At 70.1% G+C, this 23,469-nt stretch carries 24 protein-coding genes; 13 read left to right on the top strand and 11 right to left on the bottom strand.

Annotated features, from left to right (window positions below):
* Positions 1 to 59: 59 nt before the first annotated feature.
* On the top strand, positions 60 to 788 hold the full coding sequence (locus tag ACZ7DL_RS11355) for a TerD family protein (protein WP_470773371.1): 729 nt from the start codon (positions 60 to 62) through the stop codon (positions 786 to 788).
* Positions 789 to 879: 91 nt separating this feature from the next.
* Here the strand turns inward: ACZ7DL_RS11355 and ACZ7DL_RS11350 are convergent, their stop codons facing one another.
* The 6 genes from ACZ7DL_RS11350 to ACZ7DL_RS11325 all read right to left on the bottom strand — a co-directional run bounded on the left by ACZ7DL_RS11350 (position 880) and on the right by ACZ7DL_RS11325 (position 5,372).
* Positions 880 to 1,617 carry a TerD family protein gene (locus ACZ7DL_RS11350; RefSeq protein WP_470773369.1) on the bottom strand — a complete coding sequence of 246 codons (738 nt, stop codon included), beginning with the start codon at positions 1,615 to 1,617 and terminating at the stop codon, positions 880 to 882.
* A gap of 88 nt (positions 1,618 to 1,705) precedes the next feature.
* On the bottom strand, positions 1,706 to 2,845 hold the full coding sequence (locus ACZ7DL_RS11345; protein WP_470773368.1) for a DUF475 domain-containing protein: 1,140 nt from the start codon (positions 2,843 to 2,845) through the stop codon (positions 1,706 to 1,708).
* A 76-nt stretch (positions 2,846 to 2,921) separates the two neighbouring features.
* Positions 2,922 to 3,500 carry a TerD family protein gene (locus tag ACZ7DL_RS11340; RefSeq protein WP_470773366.1) on the bottom strand — a complete coding sequence of 193 codons (579 nt, stop codon included), beginning with the start codon at positions 3,498 to 3,500 and terminating at the stop codon, positions 2,922 to 2,924.
* Positions 3,501 to 3,612: 112 nt separating this feature from the next.
* The gene (locus ACZ7DL_RS11335) at positions 3,613 to 4,188 is read right to left on the bottom strand and encodes a TerD family protein (RefSeq protein WP_470773364.1); all 576 of its coding nucleotides are present in this window, start codon (positions 4,186 to 4,188) and stop codon (positions 3,613 to 3,615) included.
* A gap of 140 nt (positions 4,189 to 4,328) precedes the next feature.
* Positions 4,329 to 4,787, bottom strand: a complete 459-nt coding sequence (locus tag ACZ7DL_RS11330; protein ID WP_470773362.1) for a peroxiredoxin — start codon at positions 4,785 to 4,787, stop codon at positions 4,329 to 4,331.
* 147 nt (positions 4,788 to 4,934) lie between these two features.
* Complete coding sequence (locus tag ACZ7DL_RS11325) at positions 4,935 to 5,372, bottom strand: DUF3052 domain-containing protein (protein WP_165951532.1); 438 nt, start codon at positions 5,370 to 5,372, stop codon at positions 4,935 to 4,937.
* 416 nt (positions 5,373 to 5,788) lie between these two features.
* On the opposite strand from ACZ7DL_RS11325, the gene aceE reads away from it, so the two are divergent.
* Together aceE and ACZ7DL_RS11315 are read left to right on the top strand one after the other, a co-directional pair.
* Complete coding sequence (gene aceE / locus ACZ7DL_RS11320; protein ID WP_470773360.1) at positions 5,789 to 8,536, top strand: pyruvate dehydrogenase (acetyl-transferring), homodimeric type; 2,748 nt, start codon at positions 5,789 to 5,791, stop codon at positions 8,534 to 8,536.
* 279 nt (positions 8,537 to 8,815) lie between these two features.
* On the top strand, positions 8,816 to 9,640 hold the full coding sequence (locus tag ACZ7DL_RS11315; protein ID WP_470773359.1) for a potassium channel family protein: 825 nt from the start codon (positions 8,816 to 8,818) through the stop codon (positions 9,638 to 9,640).
* Here ACZ7DL_RS11315 and ACZ7DL_RS11310 read toward each other — a convergent pair.
* A complete protein-coding gene (locus ACZ7DL_RS11310) occupies positions 9,594 to 9,899 on the bottom strand; it encodes a small hydrophobic protein (protein ID WP_360734830.1) in 306 nt (101 codons plus the stop codon). The genes ACZ7DL_RS11315 and ACZ7DL_RS11310 overlap by 47 nt on opposite strands.
* Positions 9,900 to 10,159: 260 nt before the next feature.
* Positions 10,160 to 11,647: an MFS transporter gene (locus ACZ7DL_RS11305; RefSeq protein ID WP_470773589.1), complete on the bottom strand. Its 1,488-nt coding sequence runs from the start codon at positions 11,645 to 11,647 to the stop codon at positions 10,160 to 10,162.
* A gap of 244 nt (positions 11,648 to 11,891) precedes the next feature.
* Between ACZ7DL_RS11305 and ACZ7DL_RS11300 the strand changes: the two genes are divergently transcribed.
* The 3 genes from ACZ7DL_RS11300 to ACZ7DL_RS11290 all read left to right on the top strand — a co-directional run bounded on the left by ACZ7DL_RS11300 (position 11,892) and on the right by ACZ7DL_RS11290 (position 14,811).
* Positions 11,892 to 12,518, top strand: coding sequence for a TetR family transcriptional regulator (locus ACZ7DL_RS11300; protein WP_470773356.1), 627 nt, complete (start codon positions 11,892 to 11,894; stop codon positions 12,516 to 12,518).
* A gap of 160 nt (positions 12,519 to 12,678) precedes the next feature.
* The gene (locus ACZ7DL_RS11295) at positions 12,679 to 13,896 is read left to right on the top strand and encodes an alpha/beta hydrolase (RefSeq protein ID WP_470773354.1); all 1,218 of its coding nucleotides are present in this window, start codon (positions 12,679 to 12,681) and stop codon (positions 13,894 to 13,896) included.
* Between the two features lie 66 nt (positions 13,897 to 13,962).
* Complete coding sequence (locus ACZ7DL_RS11290) at positions 13,963 to 14,811, top strand: DUF4429 domain-containing protein (RefSeq protein WP_470773351.1); 849 nt, start codon at positions 13,963 to 13,965, stop codon at positions 14,809 to 14,811.
* On the opposite strand, the gene ACZ7DL_RS11285 is transcribed toward ACZ7DL_RS11290, so the two are convergent.
* Together ACZ7DL_RS11285 and ACZ7DL_RS11280 are read right to left on the bottom strand one after the other, a co-directional pair.
* Positions 14,812 to 15,831 (bottom strand): aldo/keto reductase, encoded by a 1,020-nt coding sequence (locus tag ACZ7DL_RS11285; protein ID WP_470773349.1) that lies wholly within the window; start codon positions 15,829 to 15,831, stop codon positions 14,812 to 14,814.
* A complete protein-coding gene (locus tag ACZ7DL_RS11280; RefSeq protein ID WP_470773347.1) occupies positions 15,828 to 16,292 on the bottom strand; it encodes a MerR family transcriptional regulator in 465 nt (154 codons plus the stop codon). Before ACZ7DL_RS11280 ends, ACZ7DL_RS11285 begins: the two co-directional genes overlap by 4 nt.
* A gap of 97 nt (positions 16,293 to 16,389) precedes the next feature.
* Here ACZ7DL_RS11280 and ACZ7DL_RS11275 point away from each other — a divergent pair, with 97 nt between their 5' ends.
* Entirely contained in the window at positions 16,390 to 16,866 is a 477-nt protein-coding gene (locus ACZ7DL_RS11275) for a GNAT family N-acetyltransferase (protein ID WP_470773345.1), read from the top strand.
* A gap of 19 nt (positions 16,867 to 16,885) precedes the next feature.
* Positions 16,886 to 17,707, top strand: coding sequence for a serine hydrolase domain-containing protein (locus tag ACZ7DL_RS11270; protein WP_470773343.1), 822 nt, complete (start codon positions 16,886 to 16,888; stop codon positions 17,705 to 17,707).
* A 27-nt stretch (positions 17,708 to 17,734) separates the two neighbouring features.
* Here ACZ7DL_RS11270 and ACZ7DL_RS11265 read toward each other — a convergent pair whose 3' ends face one another.
* The gene (locus tag ACZ7DL_RS11265; protein WP_470773587.1) at positions 17,735 to 18,388 is read right to left on the bottom strand and encodes a pirin family protein; all 654 of its coding nucleotides are present in this window, start codon (positions 18,386 to 18,388) and stop codon (positions 17,735 to 17,737) included.
* 110 nt (positions 18,389 to 18,498) lie between these two features.
* Between ACZ7DL_RS11265 and ACZ7DL_RS11260 the strand changes: the two genes are divergently transcribed.
* The 5 genes from ACZ7DL_RS11260 to fabF all read left to right on the top strand — a co-directional run bounded on the left by ACZ7DL_RS11260 (position 18,499) and on the right by fabF (position 23,447).
* Entirely contained in the window at positions 18,499 to 19,704 is a 1,206-nt protein-coding gene (locus tag ACZ7DL_RS11260; protein ID WP_470773341.1) for a PucR family transcriptional regulator, read from the top strand.
* 89 nt (positions 19,705 to 19,793) lie between these two features.
* A complete protein-coding gene (locus ACZ7DL_RS11255; RefSeq protein ID WP_470773339.1) occupies positions 19,794 to 20,714 on the top strand; it encodes an ACP S-malonyltransferase in 921 nt (306 codons plus the stop codon).
* A 16-nt stretch (positions 20,715 to 20,730) separates the two neighbouring features.
* On the top strand, positions 20,731 to 21,762 hold the full coding sequence (locus ACZ7DL_RS11250) for a beta-ketoacyl-ACP synthase 3 (RefSeq protein WP_470773337.1): 1,032 nt from the start codon (positions 20,731 to 20,733) through the stop codon (positions 21,760 to 21,762).
* A 79-nt stretch (positions 21,763 to 21,841) separates the two neighbouring features.
* The gene (locus ACZ7DL_RS11245) at positions 21,842 to 22,090 is read left to right on the top strand and encodes an acyl carrier protein (RefSeq protein ID WP_470773336.1); all 249 of its coding nucleotides are present in this window, start codon (positions 21,842 to 21,844) and stop codon (positions 22,088 to 22,090) included.
* Between the two features lie 94 nt (positions 22,091 to 22,184).
* Positions 22,185 to 23,447 (top strand): beta-ketoacyl-ACP synthase II, encoded by a 1,263-nt coding sequence (fabF, locus tag ACZ7DL_RS11240; protein ID WP_470773335.1) that lies wholly within the window; start codon positions 22,185 to 22,187, stop codon positions 23,445 to 23,447.
* Positions 23,448 to 23,469: the final 22 nt, after the last annotated feature.

Here is a 23,469-nt window from a genome sequence, read left to right as displayed (position 1 = left end):
CGTGACGGTGCCAACCCCCCGCATTGTCGTGACCAGGACCGAGAGGGCAGGATGACCGCATGACGCACGCGATGCTGAAGGGGTCGAACGTCCCGCTCGAGGCCACCACGGTGCGCGCCGTGCTGCGCTGGACGCCCGGGCAGGAGGTCCCGGACGTGGACGCGTCGGCGCTGCTGCTGGGCCCCGACGGCCGTGTGCGCTCCGACGAGGACTTCGTCTTCTACAACCAGCCCCGGCACCCCTCCGGGAAGGTGTGGCGGCTGGGCAAGAAGCGGATCACCGAGGGTCTGACCGACACGATCCAGACAGACCTCGCCGGTGTCGAGCCGAGCGTCGGCCGGATCCTGCTGGTCGCCTCCGCGGACGGGCTCCCCTTCGACCAGGTGCCGGCGCTGTGCATCCTGCTGTACGACGCGGCGGTCGCCGACGGGGAGCCGCTGGCCTGGTTCGACATCAAGCCGGAGACCGGCGCGGAGACGGCGCTGATCTGCGGTGAGCTGTACCGGCGCGGGGAGGGCTGGAAGTTCCGGGCGCTGGGCGAGGGCTACTCGAACGGGCTCAAGGGGCTCGCCACGGACTTCGGCATCTCGGTGGACGAGTCGGAGACGGCGGACGCTCCGGCCGAGCCGGCGCCGTCCCAGCCGCTGCCTCCCGAGCAGCCGACGGCGGCTGTGCCGCAGCAGCCGCCCGCGTACGGATACCCACAGCCGATGCCTGCGCCGGCGGCCACGGCGGGGGACCCGTACTTCCGGCTGCCGCCTCAGGGGCCGCAGTTCGTCGGGCGGTAGGTGCGCCTGGCAGCTCGGGACTACCGGCTGGTACGGCGACTGCGGGTGCGGGGTGGCTTGTCGCGCGGTTCCCCGCGCCCCTTACCGACGCTCACCTGTCCACCTTCGCCTTGTAGCCCCTGCCCCACTGGAGGCCCCAGCCGTACAGGCGGTCCAGTTCGCCCTGGAAGCCGTAGACGAACTTCACCTCGCGGCGGACCATCAGTTCGCCCTTGATGTTCTCGATCATGACCACGGCGCAGGAGCGGGCCTGGGGGTGGCGTTCGTCCAGGCCTATCTCGATACGGGGGCCGTTGCTCGGGTAGAGGGTGACGATCGCGTGCGTACGGTCGAAGGCGGGGGTCTGATCGTAGATGTAGACGAAGACCAGCAGACGTTTGAGGGCGTCGCGGTGGTCGAGATTGACGTACATCGTCTCGCCGGAACCCGAGCCGAACCGGTCGTCGCCGCTGAGTTTGATGTACGGCGGTGCGTTGACGTCGCCCAGGTAGCCGCCGAGCGGCTGGACGACCCCCTTGGTGCCGTCGGACAGCTCGTACAGGCAGCCGAGGTCGAGGTCGACGTTGACCATGCTCTGCCCGTGACCGAGGACCTCCGGCGGCTTCAGCGCCTTGAACGGGTGCCGGAACAGGCTGGTGCCCCTGGTCCCGTCGAAGTCGGAGGTCCGCATCCGCCAGGTGAGGTTGACGCGCAGGTGGCCGGTGGCCGCGTCCTGCTTGGTGAGGGACACCGCCGGGTGCCGCCTGGTCAGTTCGATCGCGTTGGTCGACGCGTTGCCCGAGTCGAAGTCGGCGGCGCGCCCGCCCAGCAGCCCGTCGAAGAAACCCATTCCCGCCCCCAGGTACCCGTTGTGACGCCGAGGGGGCGGCCGACCGCGTCGGCCGCCCCGCTCAGAGCGTTCCTCACCGACCGGGGTGTCACACCCCGGAGGAGACCTCGGCCTTCTCGCCGGTGCCCTCGCCGGCCGCGGCCAGGGCCCGGTTGCGGCGGACGGAGGAGAAGAAGGACCAGGCGATCAGGACGACACCGACCAGGCCGGTGATGACCTCGTGGATCTCGTACTGGATGGTGACCATGAGGATCACGGCCAGGGCGCCGATGGCGTAGTGGGCGCCGTGCTCCAGGTAGACGTAGTCGTCGAGGGTGCCCTGGCGGACCAGGTACACGGTGAGCGACCGGACGTACATCGCGCCGATGCCGAGGCCGAGGGCCATCAGGACGATGTCGTTGGTGACGGCGAAGGCGCCGATCACACCGTCGAAGGAGAAGGACGCGTCCAGGACCTCCAGGTAGAGGAACATGAAGAACGCGGCCTGGCCGGCCAGGACGATCGCGGGCTTCTCCTTGCCGCTGCGGGCGGCCTCTTCCTCCTGCTCGTGCTCGCGCTCCTCCTCTTCCTCCAGCTTGTCCTCGAAGTAGCCGGACAGACCGCCGACGATCATGTAGGTGATCAGACCGGCGATACCGGCGATGAGGACCGTCTGGGCCTTGTCCACATGGGCGCCGCCGTGCTGGTGGGCGTGGGTGGCGAAGGTGAAGGACGTGATCAGCAGGACGACCAGGGCGATGCAGACCGACAGCATGTCGACCTTGCCGAGCTTGGCCAGCGGCCGCTCGATCCAGCGCAGCCACTGGATGTCCCGGTCCTCGAAGATGAAGTCGAGGAAGATCATCAGCAGGAACATGCCACCGAAGGCGGCGATCGCCGGGTGGGCGTCGGTGACCAGCTCCTGGTAGCGGTCCTTGTTGTTGAGCGCGAGGTCGACGGCTTCGATCGGGCCCATCTTGGCGCTGATCGCGACGATGACGACGGGGAAGACCAGCCGCATGCCGAAGACCGCGATGAGGACGCCGACCGTCAGGAAGATCTTCTGCCAGAAGGCGTTCATCTTCTTCAGGATTCCGGCGTTGACCACCGCGTTGTCGAAGGACAGCGAGATCTCGAGGATGGCCAGGATCGCCACGATGCCGAAGGCGGTCCACCCCCCGTAGAACGCCGCCGCGACCAGGCCGAGCGCGGTGACCGCGAACGACCAGCCGAAGGTTTTCAGAAGCACTGGCTACCCCATCATCTGTTGGGGGTCCCTCCCAGACGGAGTCTGGGGGAGGGTCTCCCCCGTGCCGTACGCGGCTTTACGAAACGTTGACTCCGAAGTCTAGAGCGATGCCTCGGAGCCCCGATGCGTACCCCTGTCCGACTGCACGGAATTTCCACTCGCCCTGGTAGCGGTACAGCTCGCCGAAGATCATCGCGGTCTCGGTGGAGGCGTCCTCGCTGAGGTCGTAGCGGGCCAGTTCCTGGCCGTCGGCCTGGTTGACGACGCGGATGAAGGCGTTGGAGACCTGGCCGAAGGTCTGGCCGCGCTCGTCCGCCATGTGGATGGAGACCGGGAAGATGATCTTCTCGCACTGCGCCGGCACCTTGGCGAGATCCACCAGGATCGACTCGTCGTCGCCCTCGCCCTCACCGGTGAGGTTGTCACCGGTGTGCTCGACCGAGCCGTCGGGGCTCTTGAGCTGGTTGTAGAACACGAACCACTCGTCGCCCATCACCCGGTTGCCGGTGCCGCACAGCAGCGCGCTGGCGTCCAGGTCGAAGGGGGCGCCGGTGGTGGACCGCGCGTCCCAGCCGAGCCCGATCAAGACGTTGGTGAGGTTCGGTGCGGCCTTGGAGAGGGAGACGTTGCCCCCCTTGGCGAGTGTGACGCCCATGATGCTGGTCCTCCCCTGGTGGTGCTTCCCTGGTTGTCCTGCGCGTCCGGCGCCGCCCGTAAACGGTGCGGCGCCGGACTCAAGGGCTGTTCGGCCTCATACGTCTTTCGTGTCAGACGTTGACGCCGAAGTCCTGCGCGATACCGCGCAGGCCGGAGGCGTAGCCCTGGCCGATGGCGCGGAACTTCCACTCCGTGCCGTGCCGGTACAGCTCGCCGAAGACCATGGCGGTCTCGGTGGAGGCGTCCTCGCTCAGGTCGTACCGGGCGATCTCCTGCCCGCCGGCCTGGTTCACGACGCGGATGAAGGCGTTGCGGACCTGGCCGAAGGACTGCTGGCGGTTCTCGGCGTCGTAGATCGACACCGGGAACACGATCTTGTCGATGTCGGCCGGGACGCCGGCCAGGTTGACCTTGATCTGCTCGTCGTCGCCCTCGCCCTCACCGGTGATGTTGTCACCGGTGTGCTCGACCGAGCCGTCGGGGCTCTTGAGGTTGTTGAAGAAGACGAAGTGCTGGTCGCTGATGACCTTGCCGGAGGTGTTCAGCAGCAGCGCGCTGGCGTCGAGGTCGAAGTCCGTGCCGGTCGTGGTGCGCACGTCCCACCCCAGACCGACGATGACGGCGGTCAGGCCCGGGGCCTCCTTCGTCAGCGATACGTTGCCGCCCTTGCTGAGGCTGACTCCCACGGGTCCTCCATGTGGTGTTCGGGGGCGGGGAGCCCCGTCGTTCTTCGGATATGGGATCAACGTGCCGATCCTAGTGACGGGTTCCCGCGCCCCGCAGACCCTGGAGCCGGAGAATCACAGGTGTCGGCCCGCAGCCGGGCTCACAGGGTGTCGAGCGCCTTCACGTACTCGTCGAGGTCACGGGCGTCCGGCAGGCCGTTGACCACGGTCCACCGCACGACGCCCTCCTTGTCGATGATGAAGGTGCCCCGGACGGCACAGCCCTTGTCCTCGTCGAAGACGTTGTACGCGCGCGAGACGTTGCCGTGCGGCCAGAAGTCGCTGAGCAGCGGGTACTCCAGGCCCTCCTGCTCGGCGAACACGCGCAGGCTGTGGATGGAGTCGTTGGAGACGGCGAGCAGCTGGGTGTCGCGGTCGGCGAACTTCGGCAGGTTGTCGCGCAGCTCGCACAGCTCGCCGGTGCACACGCCGGTGAAGGCGAAGGGGTAGAAGAGCAGGACCACGTTCTTCCGGCCGTGGAAGTCCGAGAGCTTCACGGTCCGGCCGTGGTTGTCCTTGAGCTCGAAGTCGGGGGCCTTGTCGCCGACCTGGATCGCCATCGTCGTTCCCTTCGGTGGGCTGTTCGGGTGAGAGGTGCGAGCACAGCAAACGCTCGGGTCCACCCTACGCAGTGATCACCGGGGGATTCCGGACGGGCCGAGCGTTCTCAGCCCGTCCGGTCTTAGGGGACGGTCACCGCAGGACGGTCACCGCTTGGACTTGGCCGCCTTCGGCGTCGCCAGCCGGCTTCCGCTCCAGTCCTTGCCGACGCTGACGCTCTTCGAAGCGGTCAGGCCGGCCGTCGTGGCGGCGTCCTGGATGTCGCTCGGCTCCACGTACCCCGAACGGCCGGTCTTCGGCGTGAGGAGCAGGATCGCGCCGCCCTCTTCGATGTACGTGGTGGCATCCACCAGCGCATCCGTCAGGTCGCCGTCGTCGTCACGGAACCACAGCACAACGGCGTCGGCCACGTCGTCGTAGTCCTCGTCCATGAGGTCGCCTGCGATGGTTTCCTCGATGGCCTCGCGGAGCTCCTGATCGACGTCGTCGTCGTAGCCGATCTCCTGGACCACCTGCCCGGGCTGGAACCCCAGCCTGGCGGCAGGGTTCGTCCGCTCCTCCGCGTGGTCCGCGGTCGCGCTCACGGGTTGCCTCCTGATCATGTCTTGGTAAGTATCTCAGCCACGCGCGTGCGCGAAGCATTGGCCGTAGTCCACACGGGCGGGGCGGATCGCGCAAGTACCCGGCCGTCGGGACCGCCGAAACGGTGACGATCCCGGCCGTGTCGCCGCAACTCCTGGCACCGTATCTCGATTCCGCGCGACCCACATCACGCAGGTGTGCCTGATTTGCACGGTTCGGAATCATCCACTGTTACGTCGCTCGAACAATTTTGCCAAACACGTCACACCCCGGGCGTATCGTTGCGTTTTGACCGGTGGGACGCCGGCGAGCGCCGGGCGGACGACGGTGGAGATGACGTACGCCTTCCCGAGGTACACGATGGGGAACGGTGTAGGCAGGTGCAAAAAATCTGGCCCTCTGACAGGTAAGGAACAGCGTGGCTTCCGGATCCGATCGCAACCCGATCATCATTGGCGGCCTTCCGAGTCAGGTTCCTGACTTCGATCCCGAAGAGACCCAGGAGTGGCTCGACTCCCTGGACGCCGCCGTCGACGAGCGCGGCCGGGAGCGGGCCCGCTATCTCATGCTGCGCCTGATCGAGCGGGCCCGCGAGAGGCGCGTGGCCGTGCCCGAGATGCGCAGCACGGACTACGTCAACACGATCCCGACCAAGAGTGAGCCGTTCTTCCCGGGCAACGAGGAGATCGAGCGCAGGATTCTCAACGCGACCCGCTGGAACGCGGCCGTGATGGTCTCGCGCGCCCAGCGCCCGGGCATCGGCGTCGGCGGCCACATCGCCACCTTCGCCTCCTCCGCCTCGCTCTACGACGTCGGCTTCAACCACTTCTTCCGCGGCAAGGACGAGGGCGACGGCGGCGACCAGGTCTTCTTCCAGGGCCACGCCTCCCCCGGCATCTACGCGCGCGCGTACCTGCTCGACCGGCTCACCGAGGAGCAGCTGGACGGCTTCCGCCAGGAGAAGTCGAAGTACCCGAGGGCCCTGTCCAGCTACCCGCACCCGCGCTCGATGCCGGACTTCTGGGAGTTCCCGACCGTCTCCATGGGCCTCGGCCCGCTCGGCGCGATCTACCAGGCGCGGATGAACCGCTACATGGAGGCGCGCGGCATCGCCGACACCTCCAGGTCGCACGTGTGGGCGTTCCTCGGCGACGGCGAGATGGACGAGCCGGAGTCGCTCGGCCAACTGACCATCGCCGCGCGCGAGGGCCTGGACAACCTGACCTTCGTGGTCAACTGCAACCTCCAGCGGCTCGACGGCCCGGTGCGCGGCAACGGGAAGATCATCCAGGAGCTGGAGTCGGTCTTCCGGGGCGCCGGCTGGAACGTGATCAAGCTGGTCTGGGACCGCACCTGGGACCCGCTGCTGGCCCAGGACCGCGACGGCGTGCTGGTCAACAAGATGAACACGACCCCGGACGGCCAGTTCCAGACGTACGCCACCGAGTCCGGCGCCTACATCCGCAAGCACTTCTTCGGCGACGACCACCGGCTGCGCGCGATGGTCGAGAACATGACCGACGACCAGATCCTGCACCTGGGCCGTGGCGGGCACGACCACCGCAAGATCTACGCGGCCTTCAAGGCGGCCAAGGAGCACAAGGGCCAGCCGACGGTCATCCTGGCCAAGACGATCAAGGGCTGGACGCTGGGCCCGAACTTCGAGGGCCGCAACGCCACGCACCAGATGAAGAAGCTGACGGTCGACGACCTCAAGCGCTTCCGGGACCGTCTGCACCTGCCGATCTCCGACAAGGAGCTGGAGTCCGGCCTGCCGCCGTACTACCACCCGGGCCGGGACACGGAGGAGATCCAGTACATGCACGACCGCCGCAGGTCGCTCGGCGGTTACGTCCCGACCCGCGTCGTCCGCTCCGAGCCGCTCGCCCTGCCGGACGACAAGGCGTACGCGACTGTGAAGAAGGGCACGGGTCAGCAGTCCATCGCGACGACCATGGCCTTTGTGCGCCTCCTCAAGGACCTCATGCGGGACAAGGAGATCGGCAAGCGGTTCGTGCTGATTGCGCCGGACGAGTACCGCACGTTCGGCATGGACTCCTTCTTCCCGAGTGCGAAGATCTACAACCCGCTCGGCCAGCAGTACGAGGCGGTGGACCGGGACCTGCTCCTGGCCTACAAGGAGTCGCCGACCGGCCAGATGCTGCACGACGGCATCTCCGAGGCGGGCTGCACGGCCTCGCTGATCGCGGCCGGCTCGGCGTACGCCACGCACGGCGAGCCGCTGATCCCGGTGTACGTCTTCTACTCGATGTTCGGTTTCCAGCGCACCGGTGACCAGTTCTGGCAGATGGCCGACCAGCTGTCGCGCGGTTTCGTGCTGGGTGCGACCGCCGGCCGTACGACCCTGACCGGTGAGGGTTTGCAGCACGCGGACGGCCACTCTCAGCTGCTGGCGTCCACCAACCCGGCGTGCGTGGCGTACGACCCGGCGTACGCGTACGAGATCGCGCACATCGTGCGGGACGGCCTGCGCCGGATGTACGGCGCCGATGCCGAGCATCCGCACGGCGAGGACGTCTTCTACTACCTCACCGTCTACAACGAGCCCATCCAGCACCCGGCGGAGCCGGCGAACGTGGACGTCGAGGGCATCCTCAAGGGCGTCCACAAGCTGAGCGAGGGCACGGCGGGCTCGATCCCGGCGCAGATCATGGCGTCGGGCGTGGCGGTCCCGTGGGCACTGGAGGCGCAGCGAATCCTCGCCGAGGACTGGAACGTCAAGGCGGACGTGTGGTCCGCGACCTCCTGGAACGAGCTGCGCCGCGAGGCCGTGGAGTGCGAGCAGCACAACCTGCTGCACCCGGACGAGGAGCAGCGGGTGCCGTTCGTGACCCGGAAGCTCAGCGGCGCCGAAGGTCCGTTCGTGGCCGTGTCCGACTGGATGCGATCGGTTCCGGACCAGATCGCGCGCTGGGTTCCGGGCACCTACCAGTCCCTCGGCGCCGACGGCTTCGGCTTCGCGGACACCCGGGGCGCCGCGCGTCGCTTCTTCCACATCGACGCCGAGTCGATCGTGGTCGCGGTGCTCACCGAGCTGGCGCGCGAGGGCAAGGTCGACCGGTCCGCGCTGAAGCAGGCCATCGACCGGTACCAGCTGCTGGACGTCTCGGCGGCGGACCCGGGGGCGGCGGGCGGCGACGCGTAGCCGCTGCGCTCGGCTTCGGCCGACTGGGGTCGGGGGGATCTGCGGGCCGGCGAGGGCCGGTCGCGCAGTTCCCCGCGCCCCTTCCGGGGCGCTGAAACCCCCGGCGAGGGCTGGTCGCGCCCCGCGGCAGCGCCGCACGTCAAGCACGGCCCCGCGCCCCATCGGGACGCCGAAACCCGGCGAGGGCTGGTCCCACCCCGCGGCAGCGCCGCACGTCAAGCACGGCCCCGCGCCCCATCGGCGCGGCATCGGCCTTACCTCTTCTTTACGATTGCGGGCATGGAACAACTGTCGGCGCAGGCACGGTGGGAGCGGTACACCCAACGGCCGTTGCTGGCGCTCGCGGTGGCCTTCGCCATCGCGTACGCGGTGCCGATCGTCGACGCTTCGGCCGGCTACTCGCTGACGGCCGTGTGCACGGTGGTGGAGTGGGTGGTGTGGGGGGCGTTCGCCGTCGACTATCTGGTGCGACTCGCTCTCGCCCCCCGGCGCACGGAGTTCGTACGGCGGCACTGGCCGGACCTGTGCGCGGTGGTGCTGCCGGTCCTTCAGCCGCTGCGGCTGCTGCGGCTGGTGTCGACGCTGTTGCTGGTGGGCCGGCGGGCCCGGATGGCTCCGCAGATCCGGCTGACCACCTATGTCGTCGGGGCCGTCGTCGGCCTGCTGATGTTCGGATCGCTCGCGGTGCTGTCCGTGGAGCGCGAGTCGCCGCACGGGAACATCCGGACGCTGGGTGACGCGGTGTGGTGGTCCTTCACGACGATGACGACCGTGGGATACGGCGATCACGCGCCGACCACCGGGCTGGGGCGGATGATCGCCGTCGGCCTGATGCTGTCCGGGATCGCGCTGCTGGGTGTGGTGACCGCGAACATCGCTGCGTGGTTCATCTCGCGGTTCGAGAAGGACGATGTGGAGGAGCGGCGGCAGACGGAGGCGATCGCCGCTCTGACCGAGGAGGTGCGCTCGCTGCGGGCCGAGGTGGCTCGGTTGGCAGCCACCGCGCACCCGCAGCCGCGACGAGACGACCGGCAGTCCTACGGCGAGACGCTGCCGGCTAGAGAAGCCCGTGGCCCCAGGTCGCCGCGCCCGCCAGGGCGATGATGGCCAGCAACGTGTCGATCGCGCCCAGAATCAGGGCCACCAGGGCAGGCACGTTGCCGTCGTTCGACCACTTGCGGCCCATCGCCTGCCAGCCGCAGAACATCGCCACCGGACCCAGCACGATGCCCAGCGCGAAAAAGCCGGCCACCGCGCAGATCGTGCCGATGATCCCGAGCGTCGCACGGTCCGGCCCGGTCCGTTGCCACGTCCGGCCACGCGACCGGGGGTACCCGCGCGTTCCATGCCCGAAGCCAGCCATCATCAACTCCCTGAGGCTTGTGGACAGTTCGGCTTCGGAGTGCGGGTACCCCGGTTCCTCCGGGGCAGACCTGCGCGCGCTGCCCCCCTCCAGCAGCGCGCGCCGCGGCCCGTCCGTCCCCCATGCCCTGCGGAGGACTTGACCCACTGTGACCTGCGGCGCCTGCCGGGGGCGAGGGATCTTTAGCGGAGTCACCCTGATAGGGGAACTGTCGGAAGAAGACCGGAAGAAGACCGGAAGGAGAGGCGCAGAGCCCGGGCTCAGATGTGGCCCACCCCCGCGCCCGCCTCCGCGTTCGCGCCCCGCTTGGTGAACAGCGCGACGAAGATGGCGAGCACGGCCACACCGGCCGCGACCAGGGAGGCGAGAGTCATGCCGGAGAGGAAGGTGTCGTGGGCGACGGTGGTGATCTTCATGGCGATCGGCTCCGGCATGCTCTTCGTCACCGGGGCCACGCCGACCTGAACCGCCTCGGACGCCTTGTCCAGCTGAGCGGGGGTCAGCTGCGGCAGCCCCGCGTCCGCCCACCTGTCCGGCAGTTCGCTGTCGACCTTGGAGGCCATGACGGCACCCAGCACCGCCGTACCGAGGCTGCTGCCGATCTGCATGGCCGCCTGCTGGAGGCCGCCCGCCACGCCGGACAGTTCCATGGGGGCGTTGCCGACGATGACCTCGGTGGCGCCGACCATGACCGGTGCGAGGCCGAGGCCGAGCAGCGCGAACCAGAGGGACATCACACCGCTGCCGGTGTCGGCCTCGAGCGTGGACATGCCGTACAGGGCGACCGCGGTCACGGCCATGCCGCCGGCCAGCGGGATGCGCGGGCCGAGTCGGGTGATGGCGGTGCCGGCGAGCGGTGAGCCGACGATCATCATGCCGGTGAGCGGCAGCAGGTGCAGGCCGGCCTTGACCGGGCTCATCCCGTGGACGTTCTGAAGGTAGAACGTCACGAAGAACAGGCCGCCCATGAAGGCGATGGCCATCAGGACCATCAGGACGACGCCGGCCGACAGCGGGACCGAGCGGAACAGGCCCAGCGGGATCAGTGGTTCGGCGACCCTCGTCTCCCAGAAGGCGAAGACGGCGAAGAGCAGGCCGGACCCGGCTATGAACAGCCAGGTCTTGCCGTCGCCCCAGCCCCAGGCCGGGGCCTTGATCAGCGCCCAGACCAGGCAGAACATCGCGCCGGACAGCAAGGCGATGCCGGGGAGGTCGAAGGAGCGCGGGGCGTTCTCCGCCCGGTGGTCGAGCAGGATCAGCGCGCCGAGGAGCAGTGCGAGGACACCGACCGGCACGTTGATGAAGAACACCGACTGCCAGTTGACGTGCTCGACGAGGACACCGCCGAGGATCGGGCCGCCCGCCGTGGACGCGCCGATCACCATGCCCCAGACGCCGATGGCCATGTTGAGCTTCTCGGCCGGGAAGGTGGCCCGCAGCACGCCGAGCGCGGCCGGCATCAGCAGCGCGCCGAACAGTCCCTGGAAGACCCGGAAGGTGACGACCGCGGCGATGCTGCCGGACAGCCCGATGGCGCCGGAGGCGGCGGCGAAGCCGGTCACGCCGATGAGGAAGGTCTGCCGGTGGCCGAAGCGGTCGCCGAGCTTGCCCGCGGTGATCAGCGTGACCGCGAGGGCGAGGAAGTAGGCGTTGGAGACCCACTGCACATCGGCGAAGGACGCGTGCAGATCGTCGCGGATGGCCGGGTTGGCGATGGCCACGATGGTGCCGTCCAGGGCCACCATCATGACCCCTACGGCGACGGTGATGAGGGTGAGCCACGGATGGCCGCGCAGGCCGGCGGCCGGGCGGGGCACCGACGGGTCCGCGGGTGTTTTGTCCCCCGGTCCCGTCGTGTCGACGGTGGTCCGACTAGTCATAATCTCAGATTAGTGACAGCGACTGCCAGTTGACAAACCAACTCACTAGTCGGTTACTGACACGACATCGCCGCATAGGCTGGGGCCGTCGGACGCGCACGGGAGAGGGGCCATGGAGACGCTGCGTGAGCGCAAGAAGCGGCGCACACGGGAGGCGCTGCTGCGGGCCGCTCTCGAACTGTTCACCACCCAGGGGTACGAGCAGACGACCATCGACGAGATCGCCGAGGCCGTGGACGTCTCGCAGCGCACCTTCTTCCGCTACTTCGCGGGCAAGGAGGACGTGGCCTTCGCGGTCCAGGAGATGACGGAGGCGGCCTTCATCGCGGCCGTCCGCGCGCGTCCGCCGCACGAGGCGCCGATGAAGGCTCTGCGGCAGGCGTTCCTGGAGGGCTGGGACGCGATCCGCGAGACCGTCGAGTCGGTCGTCCCGGTCGAGCTGTATCTGCGCATGTACCGGACGATCGACTCCACGCCCGCCCTGCTCGCCGCCCATCTGCGCCGGTCGGCGGCCACGGAGGAGACCATCGCGCGGGTGCTGGCCGAGCGCGAGGGCGTCGACGTGGACACCGATCCGCGGCCCCGGCTGGCGGTGGCCGTGTTCGGCGGGGTGATTCGCGTCACCGAGCGGCAGTGGTGCACGAGCGAGGACTTCGGCCTGGAGTCGATCCGCACGCTCACCGCGGCGTACCTCGATCAGGTGGGATCGGCGCTGACGGGAAACTGGCGCACCACCTGAGACCGTTGACAGGGCGTCCGACGAAACCGCGGGCAGGCGTCGGGCGCATCCCGGTCACAACGTCCGCGGATCGCCGGCACCGTGTCCGCCGTCCGCCGAAACGTGATCCCTGTCACTCGGTTACCCCGAGACCCTCTCGTTCTCCTAGTGTGTCCTCCCAGTGACTTCCTTCGACACCTCCCCGCAACTCAACGTCTGGCGCGCACTGCTGGCGCTGGCCGTGGTGTTCGTGATGCTCGCCACCACCGGCTGGACCGCCCTGCGCAGCCACCGAGGGTCGACGGCGCTCCAGGCCTCGCTCACCGAATGGGAGCACGGCCGCATCCACGGTCTCCACCTGCCGGACCCGCAGGCCGCCCCGGTGCGCCTGAGCCGCTTCTTCGCCTCCCTCACCCCCCACGAGCGCGACCACCTCGCCCGCCGCTACCCGCTCGCGGTCGGCAACATGAACGGCGCCCCCGCCCCGCTGCGCTACAAGGCCAACCGCATCGCCCTGGACCATGCCCGCAAGGTCGAGCGCACGCGCATGCACGACAGCCGGCTCAGCGTCGCGGGCCAGCAGGACGCGGGCCGCCGGATGCACCGCTACGAGTCCCTGATGAGCCCCGGCCGTCAGATCCTGGCCTTCGACCCCGAGGGCTCGGGCCGGATCGCCGAGGTGTTCGGGGACCTCACCGAGGCACGGCGGATCTCGGTCGTCGTCCCCGGCGTCGACACCGACCTGCTCACCTTCCAGCGGACGTACCGCAAGTACAGCGCCCCGGTCGGCATGGCCAAGGCGCTGTACGCGGCCGAGCGCACGGCGAGCCCCACGACCCGTACGGCCGTGATCGCCTGGGCCGACTACACCTCCCCCGACGGGCTCGGGGTGGACGCGGCCACCGGACTGCGCGCCGAGGAGGGTGCCGTACGGCTGAACGCGCTGCTGCGCGCCCTGCCCGGCCGGTCTCCGGTGTCGATGTTCTGTCACAGCTACGGCTCGGTCGTCTGCGGAGTCGCCGCGCACGGCATGCCCCGCCGGGTCGCCGACATAGCGGTGGCCGCGAGCCCCGGCATGCGCGTCACCAAGGCCGCCCATCTGGGCACGACGGCCCGGGTGTGGGCGATGCGGGACGCCAGCGACTGGGTGCAGGACGTGCCGTACCTGGAGCTGGGCGGCCTCGGCCACGGCGCCGACCCGGTGTCCTCGGGGTTCGGGGCGCGGGTGCTGTCGGCCCGGGACGCCCAGGGCCACAGCGGTTACTTCCAGCCGGGCACGGACAGCCTGCGCAACCTCGCCGACGTCGGCGTGGGCGCGTACGGCTCGGTGACGTGCGCACGGGAGAACGATGCGTGCCGGTCCGGTCTGTCCGGCACGACGACGGCCGGACGCGCGTAGAAACAGCAGGAAGTGCGGTCTGCGCGGGTGGCGACGGAGGAGCACGTGCCGCATACGATGAGCCGCATGGGTGACGTACTGGCGGGTTTTCATGCCGTCTGGGAGTTCGAGTCCGACTCCGTGCTCATCCGTTACGAACGGGGGATTCGGACACCGAAGCTGTTCCAGGCGCTCGGCGAGCGGCGGATTCCGCTGTCCGCGCTCGAGGGCGTGACGCTCGCGCCGGGCAGGCGCGGCACGGTCGTACTGCGGCTCGAGCCGCGTCCCGGCGCGGATCCGCTGATGGAGGCGGCCGACGGCCAGCTGAAGGAGGGCTCCGACCCCTACCGGCTGGTGCTGCCGGCCGAGCGGGAGACCCTCGCCGAGTACTACGCCGACGAGCTGAAGGGTCTGCTGACCGAGTCCGGGCCCGCCGAACGGCACCTGGTGGCGGCGCCCCGGACACCGCTGCACTTCAAGGCGTACGACGGGAAGGCGTCCTTCGACGGGACGTCCGTGCAGTTCCGCTGGTCCTGGACGGGCGCGTCCTCGGCGAAGTGGAAGGCCGGCGACCAGAGCTTCGCGGTCACCGACCTCAGCGGGGTGGAGTGGCGCTCGCCGGAGGTCTTCGAGGGGCATCTGCGCCTGCTGCCGCGCTCGGGGGGTGCGGCGGGGGCCGTGCAGCCCGACCAGGATCCGGCGGCGGTGGTGTTCGGGCTCGGGTACGGCCCCGTGCACGAGTCGCTGCCGTTCGCCGCGGCCGTCCTGGCGGCGGTGCGGTCACGGGGGCCGGCACCCGCGGTACCGGCCCCGGCACGGCGTGACCCCGCCGACATCGCCGAGCGGATCCGGCATCTCGGGGAGCTGCACCAGGCCGGGCTGGTCACCGACGAGGAGTTCTCCTCCAAGAAGGCCGAGCTGCTGGCCGAGCTCTAGCTACACCTCCCTGCCCGCGGAGGCGAAGCTCATGTCCGCGTAGCGGTCGCCCGCCACCTCGGCCGCGATCGGTTCCAGCCGGGCCAGTTCCGCTTCCGTCAGGGTGATCCGGGTCGCCGCCGCGTTCTCCTCCACCCGGCCCGGCTTGCGGGTGCCCGGGATCGGAACCACCGTCAGGCCCTCGGCCGTCGCCCGCTGGTGGACCCAGGCCAGGGCGGTCTGGCCGAGGGTGGCGCCGTGCGCCTCGGCGATGGCGCGCAGGGGCTCCAGCAGGGCCGCGTTGGCGGACGCGTTGGCGCCGGTGAAGCGGGGGTGCTGGCGGCGGAAGTCGTCGGCCGTGAGGTCCTGATGGGCGTCGGCGAAGGAGCCGGTGAGGAAGCCACGGCCGAGCGGCGAGTACGCCACCAGGGCGACGCCGAGCTCCCGCACGGCCGGTACGACCCTCGCCTCGATGTCCCTGCTGAACAGGGACCACTCCGACTGCACGGCCGCGATCGGGTGCACGGCGTGCGCCGCGCGCAGTTCGTCGGCGGTGACCTCGCTCAGGCCGAGGTGCTTGACCTTGCCCTCGCGGACCAGCTCCGCCATCGCGCCGACGGTCTCCTCGATGGGGACGTTCACATCGCGGCGGTGCATGTAATAGAGGTCGATCACGTCGACGCCGAGCCGCTTGAGGCTGGCCTCGACGGCCTGGCGGATGTACGGCGGGTCGTTGCGGATGATCCGCTTCGTCGGGTCGTCCGGCGGGATCGCCAGGGCGAACTTGGTGGCGATGACCACCTCGTCCCGGTGCGCCTTGAAGAACGGGGCCAGGAACCGCTCGTTCTCCCCGGCGCCGTAGGCGTCCGCCGTGTCGTACAGCGTCACGCCCAGCTCCAGCGCCCGGTCCAGCGCGGCGCGCGCCTGGCCGGCGTCCGTGGGGCCGTACGCGAAGCTCATGCCCATGCAGCCGAGTCCCTGGACGCCGACCTCCGGTCCCTGTGCGCCGAGCCGTGCCGTCGGAATCCTGGCGTCCGTCATCGAGTGGTCCCCTCCGTCGCATAAAAGCTGATCTTGCGGTCGAGTACGGCGAGCGTGTCCCGCAGTTCGGCGATCCGGCCCAGGACGTCGTTGCGGGTCGCCTCCAGCAGCGCCCGCCGCTCCCCGTAGGTGCTCTCGCCCTCGCGCACGAGTTCCGCGTACCGGACCATGTCCGCCACCGGCATCCCGGTCAGCCGGAGCTTGTTCACGAAGTCCAGCCAGTCCAGGTCGCGGTTGCTGTAGCGGCGCTGGCCGGTGTGGGAGCGGTCGACGTGCGGCATCAGGCCGATCCGCTCGTACCAGCGCAGGGTGTGCGCGGTCAGGCCGGTGAACGCGACGACCTCGCTGATCGTGTAGCGGTCCTGGCCGTCGGGGCGCGGGTGGCGCCGGGGTGGGGCGGAGCAGATGTCGGTGCGGGGGGCGTGCTCGGTGGCCGCGGGCGTGGTCTGCATCACCGTCATGGCCCCCACGCTATGACCTTGGAGTGCACTCCAAGCAAGCCGGTCCGGTAAGAAATCGACGGGACGCAGGCCGGGGCGGGTGACTAGCGTGCGGCCCATGAGTCTTGCACGCCGGGCCCGGCCCGAGGACGCCGCCGAGGTGCTGCGACTGCGCCAGGTGATGATCGATGCGCTGTGGAGCGAGGGGGGTGCCGGGCCGACCGGCTGGCAGGCGGAGTCGCTGCCGACGCTGGCCGGGCGGCTGGCCGAGGAGGACGGGGACTTCGCCGTGTTCGTCGTGGAGCGTCCCGGCCGGCCGGGGACGCTGGCCGCGCTGGCGGCGGGGACGGTGGAGTACCGGATCGGCAAGGCCGGGAACCCGCACGGGCGGGTCGGGCACGTGTTCAGTGTCGCGACCGACCCGGACGCCCGGCGGCGGGGCCACGCGCGCGCGTGCATGGAGGAGCTGCTGGCCTGGTTCCGGGCGCGGGGTGCCGGGCACGTGCTGCTCAACGCCTCGCCGGAGGCCGAGCCGCTGTACGCCTCCCTCGGCTTCACGCGGGATCCGGACCCGTCGATGCGGCTGCTGCTGTGAGCCGCATAGGCTCGGACGCATGTCGTTGCAGAGCCTGGCGCTGATCGAGAACTGGCCCGTCCCCACCGCCGCCGCGGGTGTCGTACGAGCCGACGGAACCGTCCTCGGGGCACACGGTCCCGTGGAGCACCGCTTTCCGCTGGCCTCCGTCACCAAGCCGCTGGCGGCGTACGCGGCACTGGTCGCGTACGAGGAGGGTGCGATCGAGCTGGACGAGCCGGCCGGGCCGCCCGGGTCGACGGTCCGCCATCTGCTCGCCCACACCTCCGGACTGGCCTTCGACGAGCACCGGGTGACGGCTCCGGCCGGGGACCGGCGGCTGTACTCCAACGCCGGGTTCGAGCAGCTCGGGGACCATATCGCCAAGGCGACGGACATTCCGTTCGCGGAGTATCTGCGGCAGGCCGTGCTGGAACCGCTGGGTATGACGTCGACGTCACTGGAGGGTTCGCCGGCGAAGGACGGGGTGTCGACGGTGGCGGATCTGCTGCGGTTCGCGGCGGAGGTGCAGGCGCCACGGCTGCTGGATCCGCGGACGGTGGCGGCGGCGATGACCGTGCAGTACCCGGGGACGAAGGGCGTCCTGCCGGGCTACGGCCACCAGAATCCCAACGACTGGGGGCTGGGGTTCGAGATCCGCGACTCCAAGTCGCCGCACTGGACGGGGGGTTCGTCGTCCCCTCGCACGTTCGGGCATTTCGGGCAGTCGGGTACGTTTCTGTGGATCGACCCTGACGCGCGGGTGGCCGGGGTCGCCCTGACGGACCGGGCGTTCGGGCCCTGGGCGATCGAGGCGTGGCCGGTGTTCACCGACGCGGTGCTCGCGGAGCTGCGCGGCTGACGCCGGCCGGGGCAGTGCCCCCGCCGGCTACCCCGTCATCTCCCACAGCAGCAGTTCCGCCGGGGTCACCCCCACCGCCTCCAGGCCCCGCGCGTCCGCGAGGCGGGCGGAATCGCCCGCCCCGAGCGTCTCCCCGCCCAGCCGGACCTCGCCCCGCACCACGTGCGCGTAGACGTACTCCGCGTGCGGCACCGCCGTTCGCCCGCCGGAGGTCAGGCGCCGTACGTGCAGCACCGCCCCCGCGTTCGGCACCGCGTACGGGGTCGCGTCGGCGATGCCGGGGACGAGTGCGTAGGACGGGTCGCCGGCGGGGTCGCGTGGGGTCAGCCACATCTGGACGAAGGTCAGCGGGACCGCGCCGTCGTTGCGTTCCACATGGCGGACACCCGCGGCCGCGCTGAGGTGCTGGACGTCCCCGGCGCGCACCCGGGTCTCGTGTCCCGTCGAGTCACGGTGGGTCAGCTCGCCCTCGATCACCCAGGTCACGATCTCGGTGTGACTGTGCGGGTGCTCGTCGAACCCGGCACCGGGGGCGAGCCGCTCCTCGTTGCAGGCGATCAGCGCGCCGAACCGCAGGTTGTCGGGGTCGTAGTGCGGACCGAAGGAGAAGGCGTGGCGGGTGTCGATCCCGGTCTCCGGGTCCCCGCCTCGGTAGCGCTCGCCGGCGCGCCGTACGTCCATCACGGGCACCACGTTAGCCCCACCCGCCGAGGCGCCCCGGAGGTGGCCGAGCCGTCGAGCACAGCCCCCGGCGACACACGGTCCCGTCCCGATAAGGCAGTCTTGTCCACGTGCCCGAACCCGAATCCCACAGCGGCGACCCCGCAGTACACGACGTCCACCCGCACGACGCGACCCTGAGACGGCTGGAGAAATCCTCCGGCAGTCTGGCCGCGCAGGCCATCGCGCGCATGGACGACACTCTGTCGTGGTACCGGGCCATGCCCCCGGAGAACCGTTCCTGGATCGGCCTCGTCGCCCAGGCCGGCATCGCGGCCTTCACCGAGTGGTTCCGGCACCCGGACGCCCCCCAGGCGATCTCCACGGACGTCTTCGGGACCGCGCCGCGCGAACTGACCCGGGCCATCACGCTGCGGCAGACCGTGGAGATGGTGCGCACCACCATCGAGGTCATGGAGAGCGCCATCGACGAGGTGGCGGCTCCCGGGGACGAGTCCGTGCTGCGGGAGGCCCTGCTCGTCTACGCCCGCGAGATCGCCTTCGCCACCGCCCAGGTCTACGCCCAGGCCGCCGAGGCACGGGGTGCCTGGGACGCGCGGCTGGAGTCGCTCGTCGTGAACGCCGTACTCAGCGGGGAGGCCGACGAGGGGGCGCTCAGCCGGGCCGCCGCGCTGGGGTGGAACTCGCCCGAGCATGTGTGTGTCGTGCTCGGAACCGCGCCCGACGGCGACAGCGAGCTGACCGTGGAGGCCATCCGGCGGGCCGCCCGGCACGCCAAGCTCCAGGTGCTCACCGGGGTGCTCGGGGACCGGCTCGTGGTCATCGCGGGCGGCAGCGACAATCCTCTCGCCGTCGCCAAGTCGCTGATCGGGCCGTTCGCCGCCGGGCCGGTCGTCGCGGGGCCCGTCGTACCCGATCTGCTGGCCGCGACCCGGTCCGCGCAGGCGGCCGCCGCGGGACTGAAGGCCTGTACCGCCTGGCAGGACGCGCCGCGTCCGGTACTGGCGGACGATCTGCTCCCGGAGCGGGCGATCGCGGGCGATCCGAGCGCCTGCGAGCAGCTGGTGGAGGAGATCTACAGACCGCTGGAGGAAGCGGGGTCGGCGCTGCTGGAAACCCTGAGTGTCTACCTGGAGCAGGCGAGCAGCCTGGAAGGCGCGGCCCGCATGCTCTTCGTTCACCCGAATACCGTGCGCTACCGGCTCCGACGTGTGACTGATGTCACCGGATGGTCGCCGTCCGATGTACGATCCGCGTTCACACTGCGGATCGCGCTCATCCTGGGGCGTCTGGCCGACGGTGATACCCAGGCATAGGGTTTTGTGGGGGCCCCACAAAACCCCCTCGTGTTCTTCGTCCCTGTCCTCACGGGCGGCCGCGGCCGTCCCCAAGAGAGAGTGTGAGAGTGCTCGTACTCGTCGCTCCCGGCCAGGGCGCCCAGACGCCCGGCTTCCTGACTCCTTGGCTCGACCTGCCCGGTGCCGCGGACCGCGTCGCCGCATGGTCGGACGCCATCGGACTGGACCTGGTGCACTACGGCACCCAGGCCGACGCCGACGCCATCCGTGACACCGCGGTGGCCCAGCCGCTGCTGGTCGCCGCGGGGATCCTGTCCGCCGCGGCACTCGGTGACATGTCCGAGATCGCCCCGGGCGCGGTCGCGGGGCACAGCGTCGGTGAGATCACCGCCGCCGCCTTCGCGGGCGTCCTGACCGACACCGACGCCCTCGGCCTGGTCCGCAAGCGGGGTCTGGCCATGGCCGACGCCGCCGCGGTCACCGAGACCGGCATGGCGGCGCTGCTCGGCGGCGACCCCGAGACGTCCGTCGCGCACCTGGAGAAGCTGGGCCTGACCCCGGCGAACATCAACGGTGCGGGCCAGATCGTCGCCGCCGGCACGCTGGAGCAGGTGGCCGCGCTGGCCGAGGACAAGCCCGAGGGCGTGCGCAAGGTCGTCCCGCTGAAGGTCGCCGGTGCCTTCCACACGCACCACATGGCCCCGGCCGTGGAGACCCTGGCCAAGGCCGCCGCGGAGCTCGCGCCCGCCGACCCGAAGGTCCGTTACGTCTCCAACAAGGACGGCCGGACCGTCGCGACCGGCGCCGAGGTGCTGGAGCGGCTGGTCGGCCAGGTCGCCAACCCGGTGCGCTGGGACCTGTGCATGGAGACCTTCAAGGAGCTCGGCGTCACCGCGCTCATCGAGGTGTGCCCGGGCGGCACGCTGACCGGCCTGGCCAAGCGGGCCCTGCCGGGCGTGGCGACGCTGGCCCTGAAGACCCCCGACGACCTCGACGCGGCTCGCGAGCTCATCGCCGAGCACGCCTGAGAAGGAGCTCGAGAGCATGTCGAAGATCAAGCCCAGCAAGGGCGCCCCGTACGCGCGCATCCTCGGTGTCGGCGGCTACCGGCCGACCCGGGTGGTGCCGAACGAGGTGATCCTCGAGAAGATCGACTCCTCCGACGAGTGGATCCGCTCGCGCTCCGGCATCGAGACGCGGCACTGGGCGGGCCCCGAGGAGACCGTGGCCGCGATGGCGATCGAGGCTTCCGGGAAGGCGATCGCGGACGCCGGTATCGACGCCGAGCAGATCGGCGCGGTGGTCGTGTCGACCGTCTCGCACTTCAGCCAGACCCCGGCCGTCGCCACCGAGATCGCGGACAAGCTCGGCACCGCCAAGGCGGCCGCCTTCGACATCTCGGCAGGCTGCGCGGGCTTCGGCTACGGCCTGACGCTCGCCAAGGGCATCGTGGTGGAAGGTTCCGCCGAGTACGTGCTCGTCATCGGTGTGGAGCGGCTGAGCGACCTCACCGACCTGGAGGACCGGGCGACCGCGTTCCTGTTCGGTGACGGCGCCGGCGCGGTCGTGATCGGCCCCTCGCAGGAGCCGGCGATCGGCCCGACCGTGTGGGGCTCCGAGGGCGACAAGGCCGAGACGATCAAGCAGACCGTCCCGTGGGACCGGTTCCGGCTCGGTGACCTGTCCGAACTGCCCCTCGACACCGAGGGCAACATCAAGTTCCCTGCGATCACGCAGGAGGGCCAGGCGGTGTTCCGCTGGGCCGTGTTCGAGATGGCGAAGGTCGCCCAGCAGGCGCTGGACGCGGCCGGAATCACCCCGGACGACCTGGATGTCTTCATCCCGCACCAGGCCAACGTGCGGATCATCGACTCGATGGTGAAGACGCTGAAACTGCCGGAGCACGTCACGGTCGCCCGTGACATCCGCACCACCGGCAACACCTCGGCCGCCTCGATTCCGCTCGCGATGGAGCGGCTCCTGGCGACCGGGGAGGCGAAGAGCGGCGACACCGCGCTCGTCATCGGATTCGGGGCGGGTCTCGTCTACGCCGCCACGGTCGTTACCCTCCCCTAGGCACTCCGTGCCGGATCGTGTGGTCCGGGACGGATCGAAATGCCCTAACCATCTGGATATCGAAGAAGGAGCGCCTGACATGGCCGCCACTGAGAAAGAGATCGTCGAGGGTCTCGCCGAGATCGTGAACGAGATCGCCGGCATCCCGGTCGAGGACGTTGAGCTGGACAAGTCCTTCACCGACGACCTGGACGTCGACTCCCTGTCCATGGTCGAGGTCGTCGTGGCCGCCGAGGAGCGCTTCGACGTCAAGATCCCGGACGAGGATGTCAAGAACCTGAAGACGGTCGGCGACGCGACGAAGTACATCCTCGACCACCAGGCCTGAGCCACCTCGTAGGCCGTAAGGCCGTCAGGCTGCAAGGCCCCGCCACCCGGCGGTGGCGCCGTAGAATCCCGCATCCGTTGGAGAAAGAATTCCCGTGAGCCCGACCAATCGCACCGTGGTCGTCACCGGTATCGGCGCAACCACACCGCTGGGTGGCGACGTAGCTTCGTTCTGGGAGGCTCTGCTCGCCGGCAAGTCCGGCGTCAGCCCGCTGGAGCAGGACTGGGCGGCCGAACTGCCGGTCCGTATCGCCGCGCAGATCGCCGTCGAGCCGGGCGAGGTCCTCCCCCGCCCGCAGGCCCGCAAGCTGGACCGGTCCGCGCAGTTCGCGCTGATCGCCGCTCAGCAGGCCTGGCAGGACGCCGGTTTCACCGCCAGGGCCGGTGAGGACGCGTCCGTGAATCCCGACCGTCTCGGTGCGGTCATCGCCTCCGGCATCGGCGGCGTGACGACGCTCCTGGACCAGTACGACGTGCTCAAGGAGAAGGGCGTTCGCCGCGTCTCCCCGCACACCGTGCCGATGCTGATGCCCAACTCCCCCGCGGCCAACGTCGGGATCGAGCTGGGTGCCCGTGCCGGTGTGCACACCCCGGTCTCGGCCTGCGCCTCGGGCGCGGAGGCCATCGGGTACGCGGTCGAGATGATCCGCACCGGGCGTGCGGACGTGGTCGTGGCCGGTGGTACCGAGGCCGCCATCCACCCGCTGCCGATCGCCGCGTTCGGCAACATGATGGCGATGTCCAAGAACAACGACGACCCGCAGGGCGCCTCGCGTCCCTACGACACCAGCCGCGACGGCTTCGTGCTCGGCGAGGGCGCCGGTGTGATCGTCCTGGAGTCCGAGGAGCACGCGAAGGCCCGCGGTGCGCGGATCTACGTCGAGGCGGTCGGCCAGGGCATCTCCGCGGACGGCCACCACATCACGCAGCCGGAGCCGTCCGGCAACGGCATCGCGCACGCGCTCCAGAACCTGCTGGACAGCACGGACCTGAAGCCGGCCGAGATCGTGCACGTGAACGCGCACGCCACCTCCACGCCGCAGGGTGACGTCGGCGAGATCAAGGCGCTGCGCAAGGTCTTCGGCGACGACCTCGACCACATGGCGATCTCCGCGACGAAGTCGATGACCGGTCACCTGCTCGGTGGTGCCGGCGGCATCGAGACCGTCGCGTCGATCCTGGCGCTGGTGAACCGTACGGCTCCGCCGACGATCAACGTCGAGGACCTGGACCCCGAGGTCAACGCGGACGTCGTGCGCGACGAGCCGCGGGCGCTCCCCGAGGGCCGGATCGCCGCGCTGAACGACTCGTTCGGCTTCGGCGGGCACAACGTGGTTCTGGCGTTCAGGACCATCTGAGACCGCACGTGAAGGGCCCCCA

It is taken from the genome of Streptomyces sp. NPDC036984 (genome assembly GCF_055607665.1).
Note: the sequence above shows the minus strand (reverse complement) of the source record. Positions and strands in the feature narration are given on the sequence as shown.